Below are 21613 nucleotides of genomic sequence, written 5' to 3'. Positions count from 1 at the left end.
GATCAGGTCCCGAAATACTCTTCGTACTTCTTCTTGATCGTTTCCGGATCCAGCTGCGACGGGTCGGAATTCAGCACCTTGATCTGCGACAGCGGCACGCGCCCGGCCTTCTCCTTCACCTCGGGGTGCAGGGAGCGCAGGCCGCCGACGTCGCTGTTGAGCTGCTGGGCCTCGCGCGTGAACATGTAGTGGTAGAAGAGCTTGCCCGCGTTGGGGTGGGCGGCGTTCTTCAGCAGCGCCGCGTTGCCGATCACGATGGGCGTGCCCTCGGGGGCGTACACCGGCTCGATCGGCACGCCGCTTTCCTTCAGCCGGAACACGTTGTACTCGTTGCCGTCGGCCATGACGGCGCGCTCGCCGGCGGCCAGCTTCTTGGGCGGCTCGGTGGACGACTGCACCTGCAGGATCTTCTGCTTGCCCAGCTGCTCGAAGTACTTCCAGCCGATGGTGTGCGACAGCGCGTCGGTGCCCGTCATGATCGTGCCGCTGTAGCCGGGATGCGCCTTGACCATGCGGCCGGCCCACTTCGGGTCGAGCAGGTCGGCGTGCGACTTGGGCGCTTGGTCCTTGGGCACCAGCTTGGTGTTGTAGGCGATCACCGAGAGGTGCGCGCGGTAGGCGGCGTACATGCCGTCCGGGTCCTTGTAGTCCTTGCCCCAGTACTTCGCCACGTCGCTGGGCACGGCGGCCTGCAGCCAGCCCTGCTTCTTGAAGTGGATGAAGTGCACCGCGTCGGAGGTCTCGATGACGTCGGCGTTGTAGATCTTGCTGCCGTATTCCTGGTTGATGCGCTGGAAGATGCGCTCGGCGCCGGAGCGTTCCACCTGCACCTTGATGCCGGGGTACTTGGCCTCGAAGGCACGGGCCAGTTTCTCCGCGACCTGCACGTCGGTGGCCGTGTACCACACGACCTTGCCTTCCTTCTGCGCGGCGGCCACCAGCTGGGGCGTCGCGTCATAGGGTGCAGGAGCTTGGGAATGGGCCACACCCGAAGCGAGTGCGGCCACGGTCGCCAGGACGGCGAGGACGGGCTTGGCTGACATGCTTGTCTCCTTGACGCGGCTTCGGCGAACCGCTGCGGCGCATTATTGGAGGCCGGTTTTCAAAGTGTCAACAGTTGAGACGATAACGTCGACAATCATTCGAAAGACCTACCGAGCCCTACCACGCGCTGTGGAGTCCCTCGGGTGCCTTCGTGAGGGTCCCGTACTTGCCGAGAGGTGCCTTCGGCCTCGCACCGGGGTGAGGGGCAAGTGAGGCACCACGTCAAGGCCCGGGGCGGGGCTGCCCGTCCCGGCGAAATCAAGGAGGAGGTAGCCGCCGAGCCGCAGGCGTAGGCAGCGACGGGGGACATTCGCAGGGACGGGCAGCCCCGCCCCGGGCCGGTCGGAGGGCACCTCTCCGATGACCCGGCCACCCATCGAAGGCACCCGCCTCTTCCCCGCACTCAAAAACTCAGACCATCTTCTCCGGCCGCACCCACTGATCGAACTGCTCGCCCGTGAGGAAGCCCGACGCCACCGCCGCCTCCCGCAAGCTCGTCCCCTCCTTGTGCGCCTTCTTCGCGATCGCCGCCGCCTTGTCGTAGCCGATGTGCGGGTTCAGCGCCGTCACCAGCATCAGCGAACGATCCACCAGCTCCGCGATGCGCTCGCGATTCGGTTCGATCCCCGCGGCGCAGTGGTCGTTGAAGCTGCGCATGCCGTCGGCCAGCAGGCGCACGCTCTGCATGAAGTTGTGCGCGATCATGGGCCGGAAGACGTTCAGCTCGAAGTTGCCCGAGGCGCCGCCGAAGTTGATCGCCACGTCGTTGCCGAACACCTGGCAGCACAGCATCGTCAGTGCCTCGCTCTGCGTCGGGTTGACCTTGCCGGGCATGATCGAGGATCCCGGCTCGTTCTCGGGGATGCGGATCTCGCCGATGCCGCTGCGCGGCCCGCTCGCGAGCCAGCGCACGTCGTTCGCGATCTTCATCAGGCTGGCCGCCAGCGTCTTCAGCGCGCCGTGCGCGTGGACCAGCGCGTCGGCCGCCGCCATCACCTCGAACTTGTTGGCCGCGCTCACGAGCGGCAGTCCCGTCAGGCGCGCGAGCTCCGCCGCGACCTGGTCGGCGTAGCCCTTGGGCGCGTTGAGGCCCGTGCCCACCGCCGTGCCGCCCAGCGCCAGTTCGCACAGGTGCGGCAGCGCCGCGTGCAGGTGGCGGTCGCACTGCTCCAGCTGCGCGACGTAGCCGGAGAACTCCTGGCCCAGCGTCAGAGGCGTCGCGTCCTGCAGGTGCGTGCGGCCGATCTTCACGATGTCGCGGAAGGCCTCGGACTTCGCGGCGAGCGTGTCCTTCAGCTGCGCCAGCGACGGCAGCACGCGGTTGCGGATGCCTTCGACGGCCGCCAGGTGCATCGCCGTCGGATAGACGTCGTTGGACGACTGGCTCTTGTTGACGTCGTCGTTGGGGTGCACCTTGCGGCCCTCGCCGCGGCTGCCGCCCAGCAGCTCGCTGGCGCGGTTGGCCAGCACCTCGTTGACGTTCATGTTGGTCTGGGTGCCCGAGCCCGTCTGCCACACCACGAGCGGGAATTCCTCGTCGTGCCTGCCCTCCAGCACCTCGTCGGCCGCGGCGACGATGGCGGCGGCCTTCTGCTGGTCCAGCAGGCCCAGCAGGTGGTTCACCACCGCCGACGAGCGCTTCACCTGCACCAGCGCGCGGATGATCTCGCGCGGCTGGCGCTCGCCGGAGATGTCGAAGTTCTGCAGCGAGCGCTGCGTCTGCGCGCCCCAAAGGCGCTCGCCGGGGACCGCGATCGGACCGAAGGTATCGTTTTCGAGACGGGTGGCCATGCGGGCACCCTAGCAGCTTTGGCTTTCCATGTGTGCCCGGCCGTACCTGCCCTATAGTGCGCCCACAAAGGCCGCGGCACGACCCGGCCCCGTGGAGACGTCGATGGTGAAATTCCTCCTCGCCCCGGCCTTCTGGCTGTTCGGGCGCCTCAGCTTCCGTGCCTGCTACCTGGTCGTGGGCCTGCTGTTCCTGCTGCCTGCCGCTCTGCTCGCCTTCGTCCCGCGGGACGAGGGCACATTGGCCGTCGCGGCGGCGCTGGTGGCGCTGGCGCTGTACGCCATGGGCGCGCTGTGCGCGTTCATGTCCTGGGGCATAGACCGGCTGATCCGCATCACCGACCGCATGGCCGGCGGCGAGCTGCTGGCCGGCGACCTGCGCGCGGCCGGCCAGTCCGGCCGCCACGACGCGACGCGCCTGTGGGACTCGATCATGGTGATGAACGAGAGCCTGGCCGGCATCGTGAAGCAGGTGCGCGCGAGCGCCGACGCGATCGCGGCCGGCGCCGGCACCATCGCCGAAGGCAGCACGCAACTGGCGAGCCGCACGCAGGAGCAGGCCGCGTCGCTGGAGGAGACGGCCTCCGGCATCGAGCAGCTGGCCGCCACCGCGCGCCAGAACGCCGAGCACTGCGCCCGCGCGACCCGCCTGGCCGGCGGCTCCAGCGAGGTCGCCGCCGAGGCGGCGCAGCGCATGCAGGAAGCCGCGGCCACGATGCAGGAGATCGACGCGAGCGCGAAGCGCGTCGCGGAGATCCTGTCCACCGTGGAGGGCATCGCCTTCCAGACCAACATCCTGGCGCTGAACGCCGCGATCGAGGCCGCGCGGGCCGGCCACCAGGGTCGCGGCTTCGCGGTGGTCGCCGGCGAGGTGCGCAGCCTGGCGCAGCGCAGCGCCGACGCGGCGAAGGAGATCGCCGCGCTGGTCGGCGCCTCGGGCGCCAGCGTGGCGCGCGGCCGCGCGCTCGTGGAGGCCGCGCAGGAAACCGTCGCGCGCGTCGCGGGCAGCGTCCGGGAGGTCACCGGCCTCATCGACGAGATCGCCCGCGCCTCGCACGAGCAGAGCGCGGGCGTCGAGGAGATCAGCCGCGCCATCGCGCAGGTCGACACCGCCACCCAGCAGAACGCGGCGCTGGTGGAGGAAGCCGCCGCGTCCGCCGATGCCTTCGGCGCGGAAGCGGCGCGCCTGGTGGAAGTGGTGGGCCGCTTCAAGACCGACCGCAACGGCGAGCGCGCGCGCGTCGTGGCGCTGGTCAAGGCCGGCGTGAAGCACCTGCGCAAGCACGGCGTGCAGCGCGCGTGCAGCGACTTCATGGACCGCGAGGGCGGCTTCTTCCGCGGCGAGGACTACCTGTTCGTGCTGGACCTGGAGTGCACGCGCCTCGCCTTCCCGCCCGACCCGTCGACCGTGGGCCAGAACGACCGCGACGCGCGCGATGCGCGCGGCCGCCTGTTCTCGCGCCAGACCATCGAGATGGCCAAGGCCTCGGGCTTCGGCTGGATCGACTACCACATGCGCAACCCGCGCAGCGGGCGCGTGGAAGAGAAATCCGTGTATTTCGAGCGCGTCGGCGACGTCGTGGTCGGCTGCGGCATCTACCGCCAGGACGAGGTCCTCGACGCCCTGCCCCCGCCTCAGGCGGTGTACGCGTAGACCAGGTACAGGTGCACGAGCGCGGCCGCGGCCACCAGGCAGGACAAGCCGATGTGCACCGCGAGCAGCGCCTTGGTCCCGTGGCGGCCGATCAGCGGCCCCAGCACGACGCGCAGCCCGCCGGTCGCGGCGGCCAGCGCCATCGTGTGGAAGACGCCGAGCAGGAAGCCGCTGGCGCCCGGCCCCGCGTGCGAGGCCAGCAGCACCAGGACCAGCAGCCCGCCGAACTGGTGCAGGCCATGAAAGGTGCGCTGCCGCGCGGCCACGGCCGGCAGGCGGCGCAGCGCGCCGAACGCCATCGCGGCCACCATCAGCGCCAGCATCGTGTAGCCCGTGAGCTGCCGGAACCAGGTCCGTACCTGGAAGGGACCGAGCGCCAGCACGTCCGGCTGGAAGCGCGCCACGCCCTCGATGAGCAGCACAACGGCCAGGACGCACCACGCGACGCGCAGGTCGTCGCGCGGCTTCAGGCGCACGCGCTCGGCGTGCGGCAGCGCCAGTGGGACGAAGCCGGAGGTCATGGCTGGGCCCCCGCCGCCGGCTTGCCGTCGAGCGCGGCGAACAGCTGGTTGAGCGTCTGGATGGAGTTCTGCGCCTCCACGGCCTGCCGGAAGCTCTCGGCGTCCGGCAGGTAGCGGCCTTCCCGCGGCCAGCGCTTGCCGACCACCGGCCGCGCGTCCGCCGGGAAGGTCGCCACCTTCTGCAGGTAGGAGCCGTAGGCGTCGACGGCGGAGCGGCGCAGCGCCCGCACCATGTGCAGCAGCGTCTCCGACGACACCTGCCGGCCCGTGTACGACCACGTGGTCGCGCCCATGGGTTCGTTCAGCACCCAGTCCTTCTTGGGCGAGTCCGGGTGCTCGTTGTGGCAGCTCACGCAGGCCTGCGCGGTCGCGCGGTCGGGGAACATGGCGGTGGTGCGGCCCTGCGCCGCGTCGAAGAAGAACTGCGGCTGCAACGTGCGCTTCACCTCGCGGTAGTGCGCGGCCTGCTCGCCGCGGAACAGGTTCTCCTTCACCAGCGGGAAGTCGGAGCCGAGGAACAGGCCCAGGCCCGGCACGCGCATCTGCAGGCGGCTGGACGTCTCGCGCAGCAGCAGCGCGGGCAGCGGCCCGGCCGCCACGCCTTCCTTCTTCCAGTCTTCCTGGAAGTGCAGGCCCTGCTTCGTGCCCTCGCCCACGATCTCGCGCGTGTAGATCGCGCGGATGGCGGCGCTCTCCGCATCGAGCATCGCGAGCGCCGTTTCGGCCGGGATGCGCTGGCCGGCCCGCGCGCCGTCGGGCAGCTCCGGCGGCGCCGAGACGAACAGGTAGATCGCCAGCAGCACGAAGCCGGCCACGGCGGAGACCAGGGAAGGTTTCAGCTTCATCAGGCGGGATCCTTCTTCGCCTTCACCACCGTCGCGCCGTAGGGCGACGGGCCGCCCTGGAAGTACCGGTCCAGGCGCTCGATCGTCACCGCGTCGGTCAGGCGCAGCGGCGTGTTCCAGCGGTGGTTGCCGTGGTAGTCGTGGCACTGCATGCAGGTTTCCCAGCGCCGGTTGGCCAGCAGGAAGTCGTGGCTGGGCGAGGCCTTGTCGTCCTTCACCTTCAGGTCCTGGTGGCAGCTGACGCAGTAGGTGGACACCGGCGCCGTCACGCGCACCGCCTGGTGCTCGCGGTGGCAGCTCACGCACAGCTGGGCGCCGGTGTCGGCCCGCGCCTGGTCGAAGCGCGGCTCCAGGAAGCGGCTGGCCGCGTGCTGGTCGTCCGGGTTGGCGTGGCACCGGATGCAGGTGGCGGACGCCACCGGCTCCATGCCCAGCACGGCGCCGGTCTGGCGCAGGCCCAGGGCGAGCTTCGCCTTCGCCTGCAGGGCCTGGCGCGTCGACGCGGGCGACGGCACGTGGCAGGCCACGCACTTCAGCTCCGCGTGGCCCACGTTGGGATGGCCGTGCGGGCGCAGCTCCTCCGCGTGCGGCAGCAGCAGCAGCAGCGGCGAGACCGCCAGCAGCGCGCCGGCGGCGTAGGCCTTGAAGCGGAAGGAGCGCGCCGGCGCCCGCGCCGCCGCCAGCGCGAACAGCTCCACGTGGATGCGCGCCGGCGCGACGCCGGCCTTGCGCAGGCCGCGCCGCACGCGCTCGACATAGCCGTCGGGGCCGCAGATGAAGAACTTCGCGGCGGGGTGCTTCGCCTCCACCTCGCGCACGTCGCGGTGGGTGATCGGCCCCTTCAGCGCCGTCTCGCGCAGCGCGTAGCTGAAGCCGGGCCGGTCGGCGCGGCGGGCGTCGAACTTCGGCACGAAGGCGGCGTCGTCCGCGTCCTTGACGCTGTAGTCCAGGTGCATCTTCGCCGCCGGCGACAGCGCGTTCAGCATGGCCACGGCCGGCGTGATGCCGACGCCTCCGGCGAAGAACACCACCGACTTCGCCCCCGAGGCATGCAGGCCGGGCCCGCCGGGCGCCGACACCTCGATGCGCCGCGGGCCGCCGCCGTCGGCCGCCTGCAGCAGCCAGGGCGTGAGCCGGCCCTCGGGCTTGCGCCGGATCGCCACCGTCAGGCGGCGTTCCGCCAGGTCCTGCGCGACCACGGTGTAGGTGCGCTCGACGGCACCCTCGTCCGTGTGCGCCCGCAGCACCACGTGCTGGCCGGGCATGACCTTGGGATAGGGATCGGCGCCTTCCAGCGCGATGTCCACGCGGTAGATCAGGCGCTGCTGGCCCCCGCGGTCGCCCGAACGCGTGATCGCGCGGGCCGACGCGTTCGCCGGGAACCAGGCCACCTGGCCGAGCGCCTCGCGCAGCGCGGGCAGGCAGCTGCCGCACTGCACGCCGCAGCCGAGGGCCTCGCCCAGCGATTCGACCGTGGCCGCGTGATCCTCGGCGATCGCCTCCTCCAGCTCGGCGAAGCTGACGCCGCCGCACAGGCAGGCGAGCCCGCGCCGCGGGCCGGAGCTGGCTTGCTTGTCGTTGGCGGCAGGCGAAGTCTTCACGGCGGCAGGCGCGCGCGGCGCGCGCGTGTCAGGCGGCCTTGTCGGCCAGCGGATAGAGCTCGGCGTTCTCGCGGGCGACCCGCTTGCCCAGCGCGTTGAAGATCTTGTGCGCCTCGCTCGCGAACCCGTCCGCATCCTTGCGGATGGCGGACACCTGCCACTTGTTGTTGAAGGCGGCGAACTGGTCCGCCAGCCCGCCCATCTCGGCGACGAAGCGCTGCGCCACCCCGTGCGCGGCGGCGTCCATCTTCATCACGCGCGGATAGAGGGCCTTGTCCTCCATCGCCAGGTGGAAGTTGAGCTTGCCGGCCAGGCCGGACAGCAGCGTGCGCAGTTCCTGCGCATCGGCCTTGGCCTTCAGCTTCTTCTGGATCTCGCCGGCGATCTCGAGGATTTCCTCGTGCTGCTGGCGGAACTTGTCCGTGAATCCCATGGCGCCCTCCGTCCCCAAAGTGGAAACCAACTGTAACCAGCCCTTGGGGGAACGCCCTAATCCCTTGGTGTGAACAATTCGGCAGCGCCGGGACGCCGGCCGACCTCCGGCGGCCTGCGGCGAACGAACGGTTGCAGGGCGCGCGGCACCGGTCGCACCCGGGCTCCGCGCGCGCAAGGCAGCATAGGAATTTCCCGCAACGGGCCGCTTCCGCCCCCCAGCAAAATGCGCGGCCCGCACCTGCCATGCCTGCTCCGACCTGGCCCGCACCCCTGCGCATGGCCACCGCCCCGATGGCGGTGGCCATGCTGGCGTGGCTGTGCCTGGCCGCCCTGGTGGGCGTGCTGCTGTGGCAGCAGCGGCAGGACCTCTACCACGACAGCGAGGTGCGGGCGGCGGCCACCACGGCACTGCTGCAGGCGCACACGGCCAACACCTTCCAGGCGGTGGACAACGCGCTGGTGGAGATCGCCGCCGCCGTGGAGCGCGAGCGCCCGCCGCGGAACGACCCGAAGCTGCGCGAGTCCATGCGCGCGCGCCTGCCGGCCATGCCCTACGTGCGCGCCCTCTTCGTCATCGGCCCGGACGGCCGGATCCGGCACGACACGGACTATCCGAAGACGCCGGACGTGAGCCTCGCCGACCGCCCGTATTTCCGGCAGTACGTCGACGCGCCGTCCGGGATGGACCATGCGTTGTCGGGTCCGCTCGAGAGCCGCTCGGGCACCGGCTGGTTCGTCGCCGCGACGCGCCGCATCGGCGAGGGCGCGAAATTCCAGGGCGTCGCCGTCGCCGCGATCCAGCTGGAGTACTTCTCCACCCTGTACCGCAAGGTCGGCCTCGGCAAGGACGACCGCATCGCGCTGTTCCATGCCGACGGCCGCCTGCTCGCGCAGCATCCGCCGGCCTCCGGCGAGGTGGGGATGAACTACGCCGGCGACGCCCTGTTCCGCGTGCACCTGGGCCGGGCTTCCTGGGGCGTGTACCAGGCAGCCGGACCGCCGCTCGGGTACCAGCGCGTCGTGGGCTTCGCGCAGGTGCCGGGCGAGCCGCTGGTCGTCACGCAGGTGGTCGACATGACCGGGCGCCTCGCCGGCTGGCAGAAGCTGGTGGCCGTCGCCGCGGCGGTCCTGCTGGCGGTGCTCGCCGCGCTGGTGGCCGGCGTGCGCCAGGCCATGCGCATGCGCGTGCAGCAGCAGCGCACGCGCGAGCGCCTGCAGCAGTCGGAGAAGATCGAGGCCATGGGGCTGCTCGCGAGCACCATCGCGCACGACTTCGCCAACGTGCTGGGCATCGTGGCGACCAACCTGGAGGTGCTGCGCCGCACCGGCCCGCAGGACGGCGTCCCCGCGGCGGCGCTGGAGCGCATGCAGCGCGCCGTGGACAACGGGACGGGCATGGCGCGCCAGCTGCTGTCCTTCAGCCGCAAGCGCGAGCTGGAGGCGGTGGCCATCGACCTCAACGAAGCCGTCACCGGCGCGCTGCCGCTGCTGCGCCAGGCGGCCGGCGAGCGCGTCCGCGTGCGCACCGAATTCGAGGCGGGGCTGCCCGCGTGCAAGGTGGACCGCGGGCAGTTGGAGACGGCGCTGATCAACCTCGTCGTGAACGCGCGCCACGCCATCGAAGGCCCCGGCGAGGTCACCGTCCGCACGCGCACCGTCACGCGCCCGGCGCCGGGGCCGCGCCGGCGCCGCCAGGACTTCGCCTGCGTGACCGTGCAGGACAACGGGCGCGGCATGGACGACGAGGTGCGCCGCCATGCGGCCGAGCCCTTCTTCACGACCAAGGGCGAGGAAGGCACCGGCCTGGGCCTGGCGCAGGTCTACGGCTTCATGCAGCAGCTGGGCGGCGACCTCACCATCGACAGCCAGCCGGGCGCCGGCACGGCCGTGCACCTGTGCTTCCCGGCGCAGTGAGCGAGGCTATGCGTCCTCGTGGCCCAGGATGCGCTGCACGCGCCGGGCGAGCTGCTCCATCGCGAAGGGCTTGGTGATCAGCTCCATGCCGGGCTGCTGGAAGCCGCGCGACAGCGCCGCGTTCTCCGCATAGCCGGTCATGAACAGCACCTTCAGCCCGGGCCGGTCGCCCTGCGCGGCGTCGTACACCTGGCGCCCGTTGAGCCCCGGCAGGCCGACGTCGCTCACCAGCAGGTCGATGCGCGCGGGCGACTGCAGGATGCCCAGCGCCTCGGGCCCGTCCTGCGCCTGCAGCGTCTGGTAGCCGAGCCCCTTGAGCACGTCGACGACGAGGCCGCGCACGATCTCCTCGTCCTCGACCACCAGCACCACCTCGGGCCGCTGGCCGGCCGGCTCCGGCGCCAGCGGCGCCGGCGGCCCGGTTTCGGCCGCCTCGCCGAAATGGCGCGGCAGGTACAGCGTCGCGGTCGTGCCGCGCCCGGCCTCGCTTTCCAGCTGCACGTGGCCGGAGGACTGCCGCGCGAAGCCGTAGATCATCGACAGCCCCAGCCCCGTGCCCTGGCCGATCGGCTTGGTGGTGAAGAAGGGTTCGAAGGCGCGCGCCAGCACGTCGGGCGGCATGCCCTCGCCGGTGTCCGACACGCGGATGCGCACGTAGTCGCCCGGCCGCAGGTCCTCGCGCGCCGCGAACGACGCGTCGAGCGTGGTGTTCGCCGTCGCGATCGTCAGCGTGCCGCCGTGCGGCATCGCGTCGCGCGCGTTGATGCACAGGTTGAGGATCACGCTCTCCAGCTGTCCGGGATCGCAGGAGGTCGTCCACAGCCCTTCGGCCGGCACGATCTCGATGCGGATGTTCTCGCCCATGCTGCGCCGCAGGAGCTCCGCCATCGGGGCGAGCAGCTGGTTCGCCTGCACCGGCTTGGGCGCGAGCGGCTGCCGGCGCGAGAACGCCAGCAGCCGGTGGGTGAGGCCGGCCGCCCGGTGCGCCGAGCCGAGCGCCGCGTTGATGAAGCGCTCGGTGTCGTCCAGGCGGTTCAGCCGCAGCTTGAGCTTGAGCACCTCCAGCGAGCCCGTGATGGCCTGCAGCAGGTTGTTGAAGTCGTGCGCGATGCCGCCGGTGAGCTGGCCCACCGCCTCCATCTTCTGCGCGTGCCGCAGCGCCTCCTGCGCGGCTTCGCGCTCCTGCGATTCGGCGCGCAGCCGCTGCAGCGCCGACTCGAGGTCGCGCGTGCGCTCCTCGACCCGCGCCTCCAGGCTGGCGTTGAGCCGCTTGAGTTCCTGTTCGGCCTCGAACTTCTCCGTGACGTCGTGGCCTTCGACGAACACGCCGGCCGGCTGCCCGGCGTGGTCCAGGATCGGCTGGTAGACGAAATCCAGGTAGCGGTCCTGCAGCGGCTCGCCGGGCGCGAACTGCAGCTGCACCCGCACGCCCTTGCCGACATAGGGCGTGCGGCGGGCGAACACCTCGTCGAGCAGTTCGACGAAGCCCTGGTCCGCGACCTCCGGCAGGGCCTCGCGGACGGTCTTGCCTTCCAGCGCGCGGTCGTTCACCAGCCTGCGGTAGCTGTCGTTGGCCAGTTCGAAGACGTGCTGCGGGCCGCGCAGCATGGCGATGAAGCTGGGCGCCTGCAGGAACATGGCGCGCAGCCGGTCGCGTTCGGCCATGCGCGCTTCCAGGTCCTCGGCGTTGGCGAGGCTCGCCGCCACCTGCCCGGCGAGCAGGTGCACGAAGGAGAGGTAGTCGGCGTCCAGCCGCCGGTAGGGATTGACGCCGCAGGCGAGGAAACCGGGCGGCGCGCCGGCGCCCTGGCGCGGCAGCGGCACGACCACGGCCTCGCGCGCCGGCCGGTCCCAGGGGCCCAGCGGCACGTCCGCGGCATCGTGCAGCGGCACGGTGAAGCTCGGCTCGCCGGCGAGCACGCGGCGCGCGTTCCACGGCGCGTCGGCGGTGAGCGCCTCGGGGGCCAGCGGGTCGCCGGCCGCGATGCCGGCGCTGGCGGCCAGCCGCGGCACGCCCTGCGCGTCGAACAGGTACAGCAGCGAGAAGGTCAGGTCGCGCGTGGCCTGGCCCAGGGCGGACGCGGCCGCGGCCAGCACGGCGGAGCGCGTGTCCGCCGACGCCAGCCCGCGGGCGAGCTCGCGCAAGGCGGCCAGCCGGCGCTCGCTGATCACGCGCACCGTGTCCTCCGTCACGGCGCAGAACAGCCCCTCCACGGCGCCGGAGTCGCCGATCAGCGGGCTGTACGAGAAGGTGTGGTAGGTCTCCTCGGGGTAGCCGGAGCGCTCCAGCACCAGCAGCAGCGCCTCGTCCCAGGTGGCCTCGCCGCGTTCGTACACGGTGCGGATGCGGCCCTCGATCGCGTCCCAGATCTCCGGCCAGAGCGCGCGCGTGGGCATGCCCAGCGAGCGCGGATGCTTCACGCCCAGGGTGGGCCGGTAGGCGTCGTTGTAGAAGAACAGGACGTCCGGACCCCAGCCCAGCCACATGTCGAACTTGGACGTGAGCAGGATGCGCAGCGCGACCTTGAGCGTCTGCGGCCAGTGTTCCGGCGGGCCGAGCGGCGTGGACGCCCAGTCGTGCTCGCGCATGAGGCGCGCCATCTCCCCTTCGCCCAGGAAGATGTCCGGATCCAGGCGGGGCGCTGCGCTCATCCGGCTGAAATTAGCATGCAGGCCCGCGTGCGTGGGGCGTGTCGGCGCCCGGAAGCGCCAAGAAGCGCTGCTGTCCGACACAAAACTTTACCTGCCGACCCCAATCCGCCGGGCCGCGGATGTCGTTTGGTGGTCATGAAGCTCGAATCATCCGATCACGCGTGCGGCGAAGGCTCCCCGCAGCGGCCGCAGGACGGCCCCCGTGCCATCCTCGCGGCCGGGGACCTCTCTCCCCTGGAGGACTGGCAGCGCGCGCACGCGCTCCTGCTGGCGCAGGAGCGGACGTTTTCCGAGCTGGTGGTCCGCCACGCGCGGGGTCGCGCCTCGCGGCAGGAGCTGGAAGCGGGACGCAGGGAGGTGCAGGCCTTCCGGGACCTCGCCGACGCCGTCCTGGAGAAGGGCTTCGGCGTGCACGCCGCGTCCGCGTCCCCGGCGAAGGAACCTCATGGCCGCTGACAGCTTCACACCCCCGGCCGGCGGCGACACGGCCGTGCGCCTGCTGCAGGCCGCGTGCGAGCTGGCGGGCGGCGAGGAGCGCCTCGCCCGGCGCCTGAAGATCAGCGTCCTGCTGCTGAGAAGGTACATGGCCGGGCGCAGTGCCCTGCCCGAATCGCTGCTGCTCGCGACCGTGGACCTCCTGCTGGAGGAGCGCGAGCGGTTTCCGCTGGAAGAGGACGCTGCCGGGCGCTCCGGGGCGAGTCACCGTGGATCCGACCTGTCGACATGAGGGAAAGCGCGCGGCGGCACCCGTTGCGGGACGGCCCGGCAGCGCGGCAGAATCGCGGGCGTGGCACGGAACGCTGACGACAGTCCCGTGGACGGCGCCCCCGCGACGCTGGGCGACGTCCTCTACCCGGACCGCTCCAGGAGCCTCGCGGACGAGGCCGACTGGGAGCGGCTGGTGCGCGCCGTGGCGACGGGCGACCAGCTCGCGCTGCATGCCTTGTACGATCGATCCCATCGCGTCGTCTTCACGCTGACCATGCGCATCACCCGCAACCGCGAAACGGCGGAGGAGCTGACCGTGGACGTGTTCCACGACGTCTGGCGGCGCGCGCAGGGCTACGACCCGGCGAACGGGACCGTCCTGGGCTGGATCATGAACCAGGCGCGCTCGCGCGCGATCGACCGCGTGCGCTTCGAGAACCGGCAGAAACGCCGCGAGCCGGCGCCCGGCACCGCGATGGACGAAGAGGCGACGGACAACCGCGACGCCTTCGAAGTGCTGCAGGAGCAGCGCCAGCTGCGAAGCGCCATGCAGGCGCTGACCGCCGGCGAGCGCGAGGCCATCGAGGTCGCCTATTTTTCCGGACTGACCTACGCGGAGACCGCGACGCGGCTGGACCAGCCGCTCGGGACGGTCAAGACGCGCATCCGGTCCGCGCTGCAGAAGTTGCGTCATGCCATGGCCACGGAAGGAGGCCGCCCATGAGTGAGCCCGGAGCGATGGCGGCGTGCGACTGGTCCGAGGCCGTCTGCGCCCATGCCTTGCAGGCCGCGCCCCCCGGCGAGGCGGCCGCCATCGAAGCCCACCTGCGCGGGTGTGCGCAGTGCCGGCAGGAATGGGAGGCGCTGGCCCCCGTCGTCGACGCGTTCGCGTCCTGGCCGACCGACGTGCTGCGGCCGCCGGCGTCGCTGCGGGGCCGGCTCGCGCAGCGCATCGCCGCCGACACTGGCGCGGAACCGGTGCTGCCGGCGGCATCGCCGTGGCGCGAGCCCGAATGGGAAAACGTGGCGCCGGGTATCGAGTGCAAGCTCCTGGCCAACGACGCGGCCCGGCACCGCGTGAGCATGCTGGTGCGCCTCGCCCCGGGGGCGGCGTACCCGCCGCACACGCACGCGGGCACGGAGGAACTGCACCTCCTGGACGGCGAGCTGTGGATCGAGGAGCGCAAGCTGGTCCCCGGCGAATACAACCGCGCCGTGATCGGCACCGGGGACAAGCTCGTGTGGAGCGAGACCGGCTGCACCTGCGTGCTGATCACCAGCACGCAGGACCGGCTCGGCTGACCTTCGCCGGCCTCAGTACTGCGGCGCGGGGCTCGCGACCGGCGGGCCGACCTGCAGGAAGTTCTGCACGCACTTGACCCCGCCGACCGCGGCCGCGGTCTTCACCGCCTCGGCGATCAGCGCCTGCGAGGACATGTTGCCGTAGAGCATGACCGCGCCGCCGGAGACCTTGACCTCCGCCTTCTCGCGGAACAGCGGCTTGTGGAACTGCAGCTTCGCGGCGACCTTGGCCGTCAGGCCCTGGTCCTTCCAGAACGAGGGCTCATCGGGGACGCACGGCCGCGCGGCCTGCGGCGCGGGCTTGCCGCGCTTGGCGGGGGCGGCGAACGCGGCGCCGGCGAACGCCAGCAGCAGGATCGCAAGGGTGGTACTGCGGGACATGGGGGGTGATTCCTTCCTCGCGGGCGATTATCGTCCTACAGCCGCGGCCGCTCTGCCTTCTCAGAGTGAGGGAATGCCCTTTTCCGAGCCGCCGCGCACCCTCCCGGATGTCGTCGTCGACATCACGGAGCGGACGCCGGATGCGGGTTCGCGGCGGGCCGTGCTGGCCACGCTGGCGGTGTCCTCCTGCCTGTTCCTGGCCCTCGTCCCGTTCGCGAAGCTGCAGCTGGCGCCGGCGCACTGGTTCATCCCGCTGGTGCAGTCGGCCCTGGTCATCAACGACCTCGTCACGGCCGTGCTCCTGCTGGGGCAACTGCGGCTGGCGGGCCGCACCGCGCTGCTGCTGCTCGCCGGCGGCTACCTGTACACGGCGCTGATGGCGAGCATCCACCTGCTCACCTTCCCCGGCGTGTTCACCACCGGCGGCCTGCTGGGCGCCGGCGCCCAGACCACCGGCTACCTCCACGTTTTCTGGCACCTGGGCCTGCCCTGCGCCGTCGTCGGCTATGTCGTCGCGCGCAAGAGACAGCGCCTGCTCGCGATGGATCCGCGACGGGCCGTGCCGCTGATGGTGGGTGCCGTCGGCCTGGTGGCGCTGGCCGTGACGCTGCTGGCCACCCTCGGCAACGACCTGCTGCCGCCGATGCTGAAGGGCTACCACTACTCTTCCGAGTTCAACATCGGCCGCTACGGCCAGTGGCTGGCGACCGCGGCCGCGATCCTCGTGCTCTGGCGCAGCCGCGGCCGCTCGGTGCTGGACCTGTGGCTGGTCGTGATGCTGTGCAACAGCTTCTTCGAGATCGGCCTCGTCTCGATCTTCAACGCGGGCCGCTACGACCTGGGCTTCTACGCCGGCCGCGTGTACGCCCTGCTGTCCTCGTGCACGGTGCTCGTCATGCTGCTGGCCGAACACGGCAAGCTGCTGCGCGAGCTCGCCGCCGCGCGGCGCACCGCGCGGACGGAAGCGGCGCTGCGCGAGCGGCGCGAAGCCACCACGCGCATCCTGGAGAGCATCACCGACGGGTTCTTCGCGGTCGACGCCGAGTGGCGATTCACCTACGTCAACCGCGAAGCCGAACGGCTGCTGCAACGCAGCCGCTCGGAACTGCTGGGACGCAGCCTCTGGAGGGAGTTCCCCGCCGCGACGGGCACCGCGTTCCGGCAGCAGTACGAACGCGCCCGTGCCGAGGGGCGCACCGTCGCCTTCGAGGAGTACTACGCGCCGCTCGGAATCTGGGTGGAGGTGCGCGCCTTCCCGAGCGCGGCCGGCCTGTCGGTGTACTTCCACGACGTCACGGCGCGGCGGCAGGCGCAGGTGGAGCTGCAGGAGAGCGAGGAGCGCTACCGCGTCCTGGCCGACATGATCCCGCAGCACATCTGGGTGACGGGGCCGGACGGCCACCACAACTACTTCAGCCGCAGCTGGTACGAGTTCACGGGCACCACGCCCGGGCAGTCGGTGGGCGAAGGCTGGATGGCCTGGCTGCACCCGGACGACCGCGAGCGCACGCTCAGCACCTGGCACCATGCCCTTGCGACCGGCGAGCCCTACTCCATCGAATACCGCTTCCGCGGCGCGGACGGCCGCTACCGCTGGTTCATCGGCCAGGCCGCGCCGCTGCGCAACAGCGCCGGCGCCATCGTGCAGTGGTTCGGCACGCTCACGGACATCTCGGAACGCAAGCAGCACGAGGCCGAACGCGAACGGCTGCTCGCCAACGAACGCGAGGCCCGCGAGGAGGCCGAGCGGCGCCGCGCCCAGCTGGAACGCGTGACCGAGAGCCGCGCGCGCCTCATGCGAGGCTTCAGCCACGACCTGCGCAGCCCGCTCGCGGCCGCCGAGATGAACGCGGCGCTGCTGGAGGCGGGCCGTGCCTGGGGCCCGCTGAACGACCGCCAGGTCGAGGGCGTGCGCCGCATCCGCCGCGGCCTGCGGACCTCCGTGCGCCTGATCGACGACCTGCTGGAACTCGCGCGCGCCGAGGCGGGGCAGATCGAGCTGCGGCCGGCCGACGTGGACGTGCGGGAACTGGCGCTGGAGGTCGCGGACGACTTCCACGCGCAGGGCGCGGCGGCGGGCGTGGACTTCGCGGTGGACATCCCGGCGGGCCTGCGCGCCCGCGCCGACAGCATGCGCATGCGCCAGGTGCTCGCGAACCTGGTGTCGAACGCGATCAAGTACGCGCCGCATGGACGCGCGACCCTGCACGCCAGGCTGGCCGACGGCGACCGGGTGGCGGTGAGCGTCGTCGACACGGGCCCCGGCATCCCCGAGGGAAAGCTGGAGCTCGTGTTCGAGGAGTACACCCGGCTCACGCCCGGCACGCAGGAGGGCAGCGGCATCGGCCTGGCAATCAGCCGGCGCATGGCGCGGCTGATGGGAGGCGACCTCACGCTGGAGAGCGAGACCGGGCGCGGCAGCGTGTTCACGCTGTGGCTGCCCGCCGCCGCGCCGGCGCCGGCACCGGCCGCGCGCGCGAGCGCGGCCTGGGCCTGAGCGGGTCGTATCGCTTTCACGACAGATTGTTTCAAAAAGCAGAGCGATTCGATAGCATCCGGGCTTCCATGAAAACGGAGTCGTTGGAACCGAGGCCCATGAACAAGGAATCGCGCAGCAAGCGGACGAGCGACCAAGCCGCCGAAGGCGTCACCCTGCGTCGATGAGCGACGCGATCCACCGGCGCCGGGGCGTCGTCGTTCCGGCAGAATCCGCCACGAAGGGATCGTCCGATCCCGCGGGACTGCGCCGTGAACATCCTTGTTGCCATCGACGAATCCGAAGCGGCCCTGCAGGCCTGCAGGCTGGTCGCCGCGTATGCCGGCGAGCGAGCCGGACACACCTTGACGCTGCTCAACGTGCAGCGCCCGCCCCTGCGGCTCGCGCCGCCGCCCGGCCTGCACCAGGCCGTGGTGGAGGAGGCGCTGCACGGCGAGGGCGAGCGGCTGCTGCAGGGTGCGCAGCAACTGCTGGCGGACGCCGGCTGGCAGGCCCGGACGCTGGTGCGGCTCGGCCCGCCGGCCGACACGCTGCTGGAATGCGTGCGCAAGCACGACGCCGACCTGCTGGTGATGGGCAGCGGCCGGCAGGGCCCGATGCGCGGCTTCGCGGTCGGCTCCGTGGCGCTGCGCGTGGCTGCGGCGGCGCGCTGCCCCGTGGTGCTGGTGCGCGCGGGGGCGAAGCTCCCCGCGGAACTCGGGCGCCGGCTGCGCGTGACGGCGCCGGTGGACGGGTCGACCGAATCCGAGAACGCGCTGCGGCGCCTGATCGCCTGCGCGCCGGTGCTGGGCGAACTGCACGTGGACCTCGTGCACTTCCGGCCCGGCCTGACGCTGGCCGCCGCCGTGCTGCCGCCGCACGAGGACGTGCTGCGGCAGTGGAGCGGCAGCGCGGCCGACGAGGTGCTGGCGCATTCGGCGGACCTGCTGGTGCGGCATGGCATCGCGTGCCAGGTGCACGGCCTGGCCGGCGAACCGGACACGGGCATCGCGGCCTTCGCGCGCGACCACCAGGCCGACCTGATCGCGATGGCCACGCGCGGCACCGGGGCGATGCACCACCTGCTGCTCGGGTCCACGGCGCTGCGCACCTCGCACGTGAGCGAAGTGCCGGTGGCGCTGCTGCGCTAGTCCGCCTCCGCTGCGTGCCGAACCACCGGAAGCGGGTCAACCGCGTTCCGGAGGGCCGAGCTCTACCTCCAACCTGAAAGATCCTCACGAATGCATAGGACCATGACATCGCCTGCTGATCTCTTTTCGAGGTCCTGCCTCGCCGCAGTGATCGTTGCCCTGGCGGGTTGCGCGAGCACCCCGATGGAAGCGCCGATCCCGCAGGCCACCATCACCAACAGCACCGGCAAGGCCATCGGCGCGGTGCAGTACCAGAGGTGCGGCAGCACGCAATGGAGCGCGCTGCCCATCTCCGCGCTGGCGCCCGGCCGCAGCGTCACCCTGCAGCTGCCGGAGGACTGCGTGGACCTGGACGCCTTCTACGCCGACGGCAAGGTCGCCGGCAGCCAGCGCGGCATCAAGCGCGACTTTCCTTTCACCTGGGTTCTTTACTGACGACCGACGCATGAAAACCATCATCGCTTCCCTCGCCCTGGCCGCCCTCACCGGCTGCTCGTCCACCCACTACTACCTGGTCTCGTCGCAGTTCGTCTCGAGCTCGCAGGCGCAGCAGCAGCCGGAGATCATCGCGACCGACGCGTACCGCGCCGAAGGCGGCAAGGCGGCCACGGTCGCCGTGCGCGCGCCCGATTCCTGCGCCAACGCGACGGCCGCCCAGGCGACCGGCGAGGCGGCCAACCGCGGCACCATCATGATGACCAACTGCGGCGTCGAGATGGCCGAGATCGAGAAGGCCCTCGCGCGCAACAACTACCGCGTCATCTCCTGGAACGTGGTGGCGCGGGAAATGCGCGCCAACAAGTCCGCGCACGAGGTCGCGCAGACGCTGGGCGCCGACGTGCTGTTCCAGATCAACTCGCTGGAGAAGTCGCAGAAGACGCTGGGCAAGGACGCCCGCTGGGAGCGCAAGTACTTCCACTCCGACCACCAGGGCCAGGCCCGTGCGCCCTTCCCCCTGTCTGAGGAGAGCCGCGCGCTCATCCGCCAGCGCTACCTGAACGACGTGGATGCCCGCTACAACGAGAAGTCGCGCTCCTATGCGGTGACGCTCGATGCGACCGCGGTGTCGGTGAAGAGCGGGCAGTCGATCTGGTACTACCGCTGGACGCGGGCGGCGGAAGCCGACCCCGCGGGCATGGGCTACGCCGTCCTGCTCGCCTGCGAGGATGGCTACCTGCCGGCGTGCCACCGCACCTTCCCCCGCCAGCAGCCTGCAGCGCCGAAGGCCTCGCTCATGACCGCGGGCGAGAGCAATGCCGTTTCCATCTCGGAGAAGGCGGAGGACCGCGAGCGCGCGGTCTATGCCGAACTGCTGCGCGAGGTGATCGAGAACTTCGTGGGCAGCTACGCGAAGATCCGTACGAGCCTGTCCGCGCCTGCGGCGGGCACGGCGGTGGCGTCGACGACGTCGGTGCGCTGAAGGGGCGGCGGCTCTCGGCCGCCCTCACCCCGTCCCTCTCCCGCAAGCGGGAGAGGGAGATGAGACGGCGACAGGGGCACTGCGCCCCGTCAAGGGGTGCTCGGCAGCGTCTGGGATAATTGGCGGGTCCCGCGCATTTCGAGAAAGCCCATGCCGACCACCCTCCAGGCAGCCGACCTCATCGAGTCCGTCGCCGCCGCGCTGCAGTACATCAGCTACTACCACCCCGCCGACTACATCGCCCACCTCGCCCGCGCCTACGAGCGCGAGCAGAGCCCCGCGGCGAAGGACGCCATCGCGCAGATCCTGACCAACAGCAAGATGAGCGCGATGGGCCACCGGCCCATCTGCCAGGACACCGGCATCGTCAACGTGTTCCTCAAGATCGGCATGGACGTGCGGCTGGAAGGCTTCGCCGGCAGCCTCGAGGACGCCGTCAACGAAGGCGTGCGCCGCGGCTACCTGCACCCGGACAACACGCTGCGCGCCTCGGTCGTCGCCGACCCGCAGTTCGAGCGCAAGAACACGAAGGACAACACGCCCGCCGTCGTGAACGTGCAGCTGGTGCCCGGCGACAAGGTAGACGTGACCGTCGCCGCCAAGGGCGGCGGCAGCGAGAACAAGAGCAAGATGGCCATGCTCAACCCGAGCGACTCCATCGTCGACTGGGTGCTCAAGACCGTGCCCACCATGGGCGCCGGCTGGTGCCCGCCCGGCATGCTGGGCATCGGCATCGGCGGCACCGCCGAAAAGGCGGTGCTGCTGGCCAAGGAAGCGCTGATGGAGGACATCGACATGTACGAGCTGCAGGCGAAGTCCGCCCGCGGCGAGAAGCTGTCGAAGCTGGAGGAGATGCGCCTCGAATTGCACGAGAAGGTCAACGCGCTGGGCATCGGCGCGCAGGGCCTGGGCGGCCTCACGACCGTGCTGGACGTCAAGATCAGGATGTTCCCGTCGCACGCCGCCGGCAAGCCGGTGGCGATGATTCCCAACTGCGCGGCGACGCGCCACGCGCACTTCGTGCTGGACGGCTCGGGCCCGGCCTACATCGACCCGCCGAGCCTGGACCTCTGGCCGAAGATCGACTGGGCGCCCGACACGCAAAAGAGCAAGCGCGTCGACCTGAACACGCTGACCAAGGAAGAGATCGCCACCTGGAAGGCCGGCCAGACGCTGCTGCTGAACGGCAGGATGCTCACCGGCCGCGACGCCGCGCACAAGCGCATCCAGGAGATGCTGGCCAAGGGCGAGCCGCTGCCGGTGGACTTCACCAACCGCGTGATCTACTACGTCGGCCCGGTGGACCCGGTGCGCGACGAGGTGGTGGGCCCCGCCGGCCCGACGACCTCCACGCGCATGGACAAGTTCACCGACATGATGCTGTCGCAGACCGGCCTGATCGGCATGATCGGCAAGTCCGAGCGCGGCCCCGAGGCGATCGAGTCCATCAAGAAGCACAAGGCGGCCTACCTGATGGCTGTCGGCGGCGCCGCGTACCTGGTCTCCAAGGCCATCAAGAAGTCGAAAGTGCTCGGCTTCGGCGACCTGGGCATGGAAGCCATCTACGAGTTCGACGTGGTCGACATGCCCGTCACCGTCGCGGTGGACTCCAACGGCACCAGCGTGCACACCACCGGCCCGGCCGAGTGGAGCAAGCGCATCGCTACCGGCGAATTCAAGAAGATTCCTGTCGCCGCCGCCTGAACTTGTCCGGCGTGCAG

General features: G+C 71.2%; 19 protein-coding genes. 11 read left to right on the top strand and 8 right to left on the bottom strand.

Annotated features, from left to right (window positions below; translation table 11 throughout):
* Positions 1-2: 2 nt before the first annotated feature.
* Both ACY0MJ_RS07500 and fumC read right to left on the bottom strand, forming a co-directional pair.
* Positions 3-1043, bottom strand: a complete 1041-nt coding sequence (locus ACY0MJ_RS07500) for an ABC transporter substrate-binding protein (RefSeq protein WP_462637725.1) — start codon at positions 1041-1043, stop codon at positions 3-5.
* A 412-nt stretch (positions 1044-1455) separates the two neighbouring features.
* The gene (gene fumC, locus ACY0MJ_RS07495) at positions 1456-2835 is read right to left on the bottom strand and encodes a class II fumarate hydratase (protein ID WP_462637724.1); all 1380 of its coding nucleotides are present in this window, start codon (positions 2833-2835) and stop codon (positions 1456-1458) included.
* A gap of 103 nt (positions 2836-2938) precedes the next feature.
* Between fumC and ACY0MJ_RS07490 the strand changes: the two genes are divergently transcribed.
* Entirely contained in the window at positions 2939-4486 is a 1548-nt protein-coding gene (locus tag ACY0MJ_RS07490) for a methyl-accepting chemotaxis protein (RefSeq protein WP_462637723.1), read from the top strand.
* On the opposite strand, the gene ACY0MJ_RS07485 is transcribed toward ACY0MJ_RS07490, so the two are convergent.
* From ACY0MJ_RS07485 to ACY0MJ_RS07470, 4 genes are read right to left on the bottom strand one after another with little or no spacing between them, the layout of a single operon-like run.
* Positions 4468-5007 carry a hypothetical protein gene (locus ACY0MJ_RS07485; protein WP_462637722.1) on the bottom strand — a complete coding sequence of 180 codons (540 nt, stop codon included), beginning with the start codon at positions 5005-5007 and terminating at the stop codon, positions 4468-4470. The two genes, ACY0MJ_RS07490 and ACY0MJ_RS07485, sit on opposite strands and share 19 nt — an antisense overlap.
* Positions 5004-5852 carry a hypothetical protein gene (locus ACY0MJ_RS07480; protein ID WP_462637721.1) on the bottom strand — a complete coding sequence of 283 codons (849 nt, stop codon included), beginning with the start codon at positions 5850-5852 and terminating at the stop codon, positions 5004-5006. Before ACY0MJ_RS07480 ends, ACY0MJ_RS07485 begins: the two co-directional genes overlap by 4 nt.
* Positions 5852-7453, bottom strand: coding sequence for a cytochrome c3 family protein (locus tag ACY0MJ_RS07475; RefSeq protein ID WP_462637720.1), 1602 nt, complete (start codon positions 7451-7453; stop codon positions 5852-5854). The genes ACY0MJ_RS07480 and ACY0MJ_RS07475 overlap by 1 nt, the downstream gene beginning before the upstream one ends.
* Before the next feature lie 28 nt (positions 7454-7481).
* A complete protein-coding gene (locus tag ACY0MJ_RS07470) occupies positions 7482-7886 on the bottom strand; it encodes a hemerythrin domain-containing protein (protein WP_462637719.1) in 405 nt (134 codons plus the stop codon).
* Positions 7887-8131: 245 nt separating this feature from the next.
* Between ACY0MJ_RS07470 and ACY0MJ_RS07465 the strand changes: the two genes are divergently transcribed.
* A complete protein-coding gene (locus ACY0MJ_RS07465; RefSeq protein WP_462637718.1) occupies positions 8132-9802 on the top strand; it encodes an ATP-binding protein in 1671 nt (556 codons plus the stop codon).
* Positions 9803-9808: 6 nt separating this feature from the next.
* Here ACY0MJ_RS07465 and ACY0MJ_RS07460 read toward each other — a convergent pair whose 3' ends face one another.
* Positions 9809-12454: an ATP-binding protein gene (locus tag ACY0MJ_RS07460; RefSeq protein WP_462637717.1), complete on the bottom strand. Its 2646-nt coding sequence runs from the start codon at positions 12452-12454 to the stop codon at positions 9809-9811.
* A gap of 135 nt (positions 12455-12589) precedes the next feature.
* Here ACY0MJ_RS07460 and ACY0MJ_RS07455 point away from each other — a divergent pair, with 135 nt between their 5' ends.
* From ACY0MJ_RS07455 to ACY0MJ_RS07440, 4 genes are read left to right on the top strand one after another with little or no spacing between them, the layout of a single operon-like run.
* A complete protein-coding gene (locus ACY0MJ_RS07455) occupies positions 12590-12910 on the top strand; it encodes a hypothetical protein (protein ID WP_462637716.1) in 321 nt (106 codons plus the stop codon).
* Positions 12900-13181: a hypothetical protein gene (locus tag ACY0MJ_RS07450; protein ID WP_462637715.1), complete on the top strand. Its 282-nt coding sequence runs from the start codon at positions 12900-12902 to the stop codon at positions 13179-13181. The genes ACY0MJ_RS07455 and ACY0MJ_RS07450 overlap by 11 nt, the downstream gene beginning before the upstream one ends.
* Positions 13182-13241: 60 nt before the next feature.
* Positions 13242-13886 (top strand): sigma-70 family RNA polymerase sigma factor, encoded by a 645-nt coding sequence (locus tag ACY0MJ_RS07445; RefSeq protein WP_462637714.1) that lies wholly within the window; start codon positions 13242-13244, stop codon positions 13884-13886.
* Positions 13883-14464 carry a cupin domain-containing protein gene (locus ACY0MJ_RS07440; RefSeq protein WP_462637713.1) on the top strand — a complete coding sequence of 194 codons (582 nt, stop codon included), beginning with the start codon at positions 13883-13885 and terminating at the stop codon, positions 14462-14464. The genes ACY0MJ_RS07445 and ACY0MJ_RS07440 overlap by 4 nt, the downstream gene beginning before the upstream one ends.
* A 12-nt stretch (positions 14465-14476) precedes the next feature.
* On the opposite strand, the gene ACY0MJ_RS07435 is transcribed toward ACY0MJ_RS07440, so the two are convergent.
* On the bottom strand, positions 14477-14845 hold the full coding sequence (locus ACY0MJ_RS07435) for a BON domain-containing protein (RefSeq protein WP_462637712.1): 369 nt from the start codon (positions 14843-14845) through the stop codon (positions 14477-14479).
* 73 nt (positions 14846-14918) lie between these two features.
* Here ACY0MJ_RS07435 and ACY0MJ_RS07430 point away from each other — a divergent pair, with 73 nt between their 5' ends.
* The 5 genes from ACY0MJ_RS07430 (at position 14919) to ACY0MJ_RS07410 (ending at position 21596) form a co-directional block, all read left to right on the top strand.
* Positions 14919-17342 (top strand): PAS domain S-box protein, encoded by a 2424-nt coding sequence (locus tag ACY0MJ_RS07430; protein ID WP_462637711.1) that lies wholly within the window; start codon positions 14919-14921, stop codon positions 17340-17342.
* A 251-nt stretch (positions 17343-17593) separates the two neighbouring features.
* Positions 17594-18472, top strand: coding sequence for a universal stress protein (locus ACY0MJ_RS07425; protein ID WP_462637710.1), 879 nt, complete (start codon positions 17594-17596; stop codon positions 18470-18472).
* A 183-nt stretch (positions 18473-18655) separates the two neighbouring features.
* A complete protein-coding gene (locus ACY0MJ_RS07420; protein WP_462637709.1) occupies positions 18656-18907 on the top strand; it encodes a hypothetical protein in 252 nt (83 codons plus the stop codon).
* A gap of 10 nt (positions 18908-18917) precedes the next feature.
* Positions 18918-19892 (top strand): hypothetical protein, encoded by a 975-nt coding sequence (locus ACY0MJ_RS07415; RefSeq protein WP_462637708.1) that lies wholly within the window; start codon positions 18918-18920, stop codon positions 19890-19892.
* A 150-nt stretch (positions 19893-20042) separates the two neighbouring features.
* A complete protein-coding gene (locus ACY0MJ_RS07410; protein WP_462637707.1) occupies positions 20043-21596 on the top strand; it encodes a fumarate hydratase in 1554 nt (517 codons plus the stop codon).
* Positions 21597-21613: the final 17 nt, after the last annotated feature.

The organism is Ramlibacter sp. bp-362, from assembly GCF_054956735.1.
Note: the sequence above shows the minus strand (reverse complement) of the source record. Positions and strands in the feature narration are given on the sequence as shown.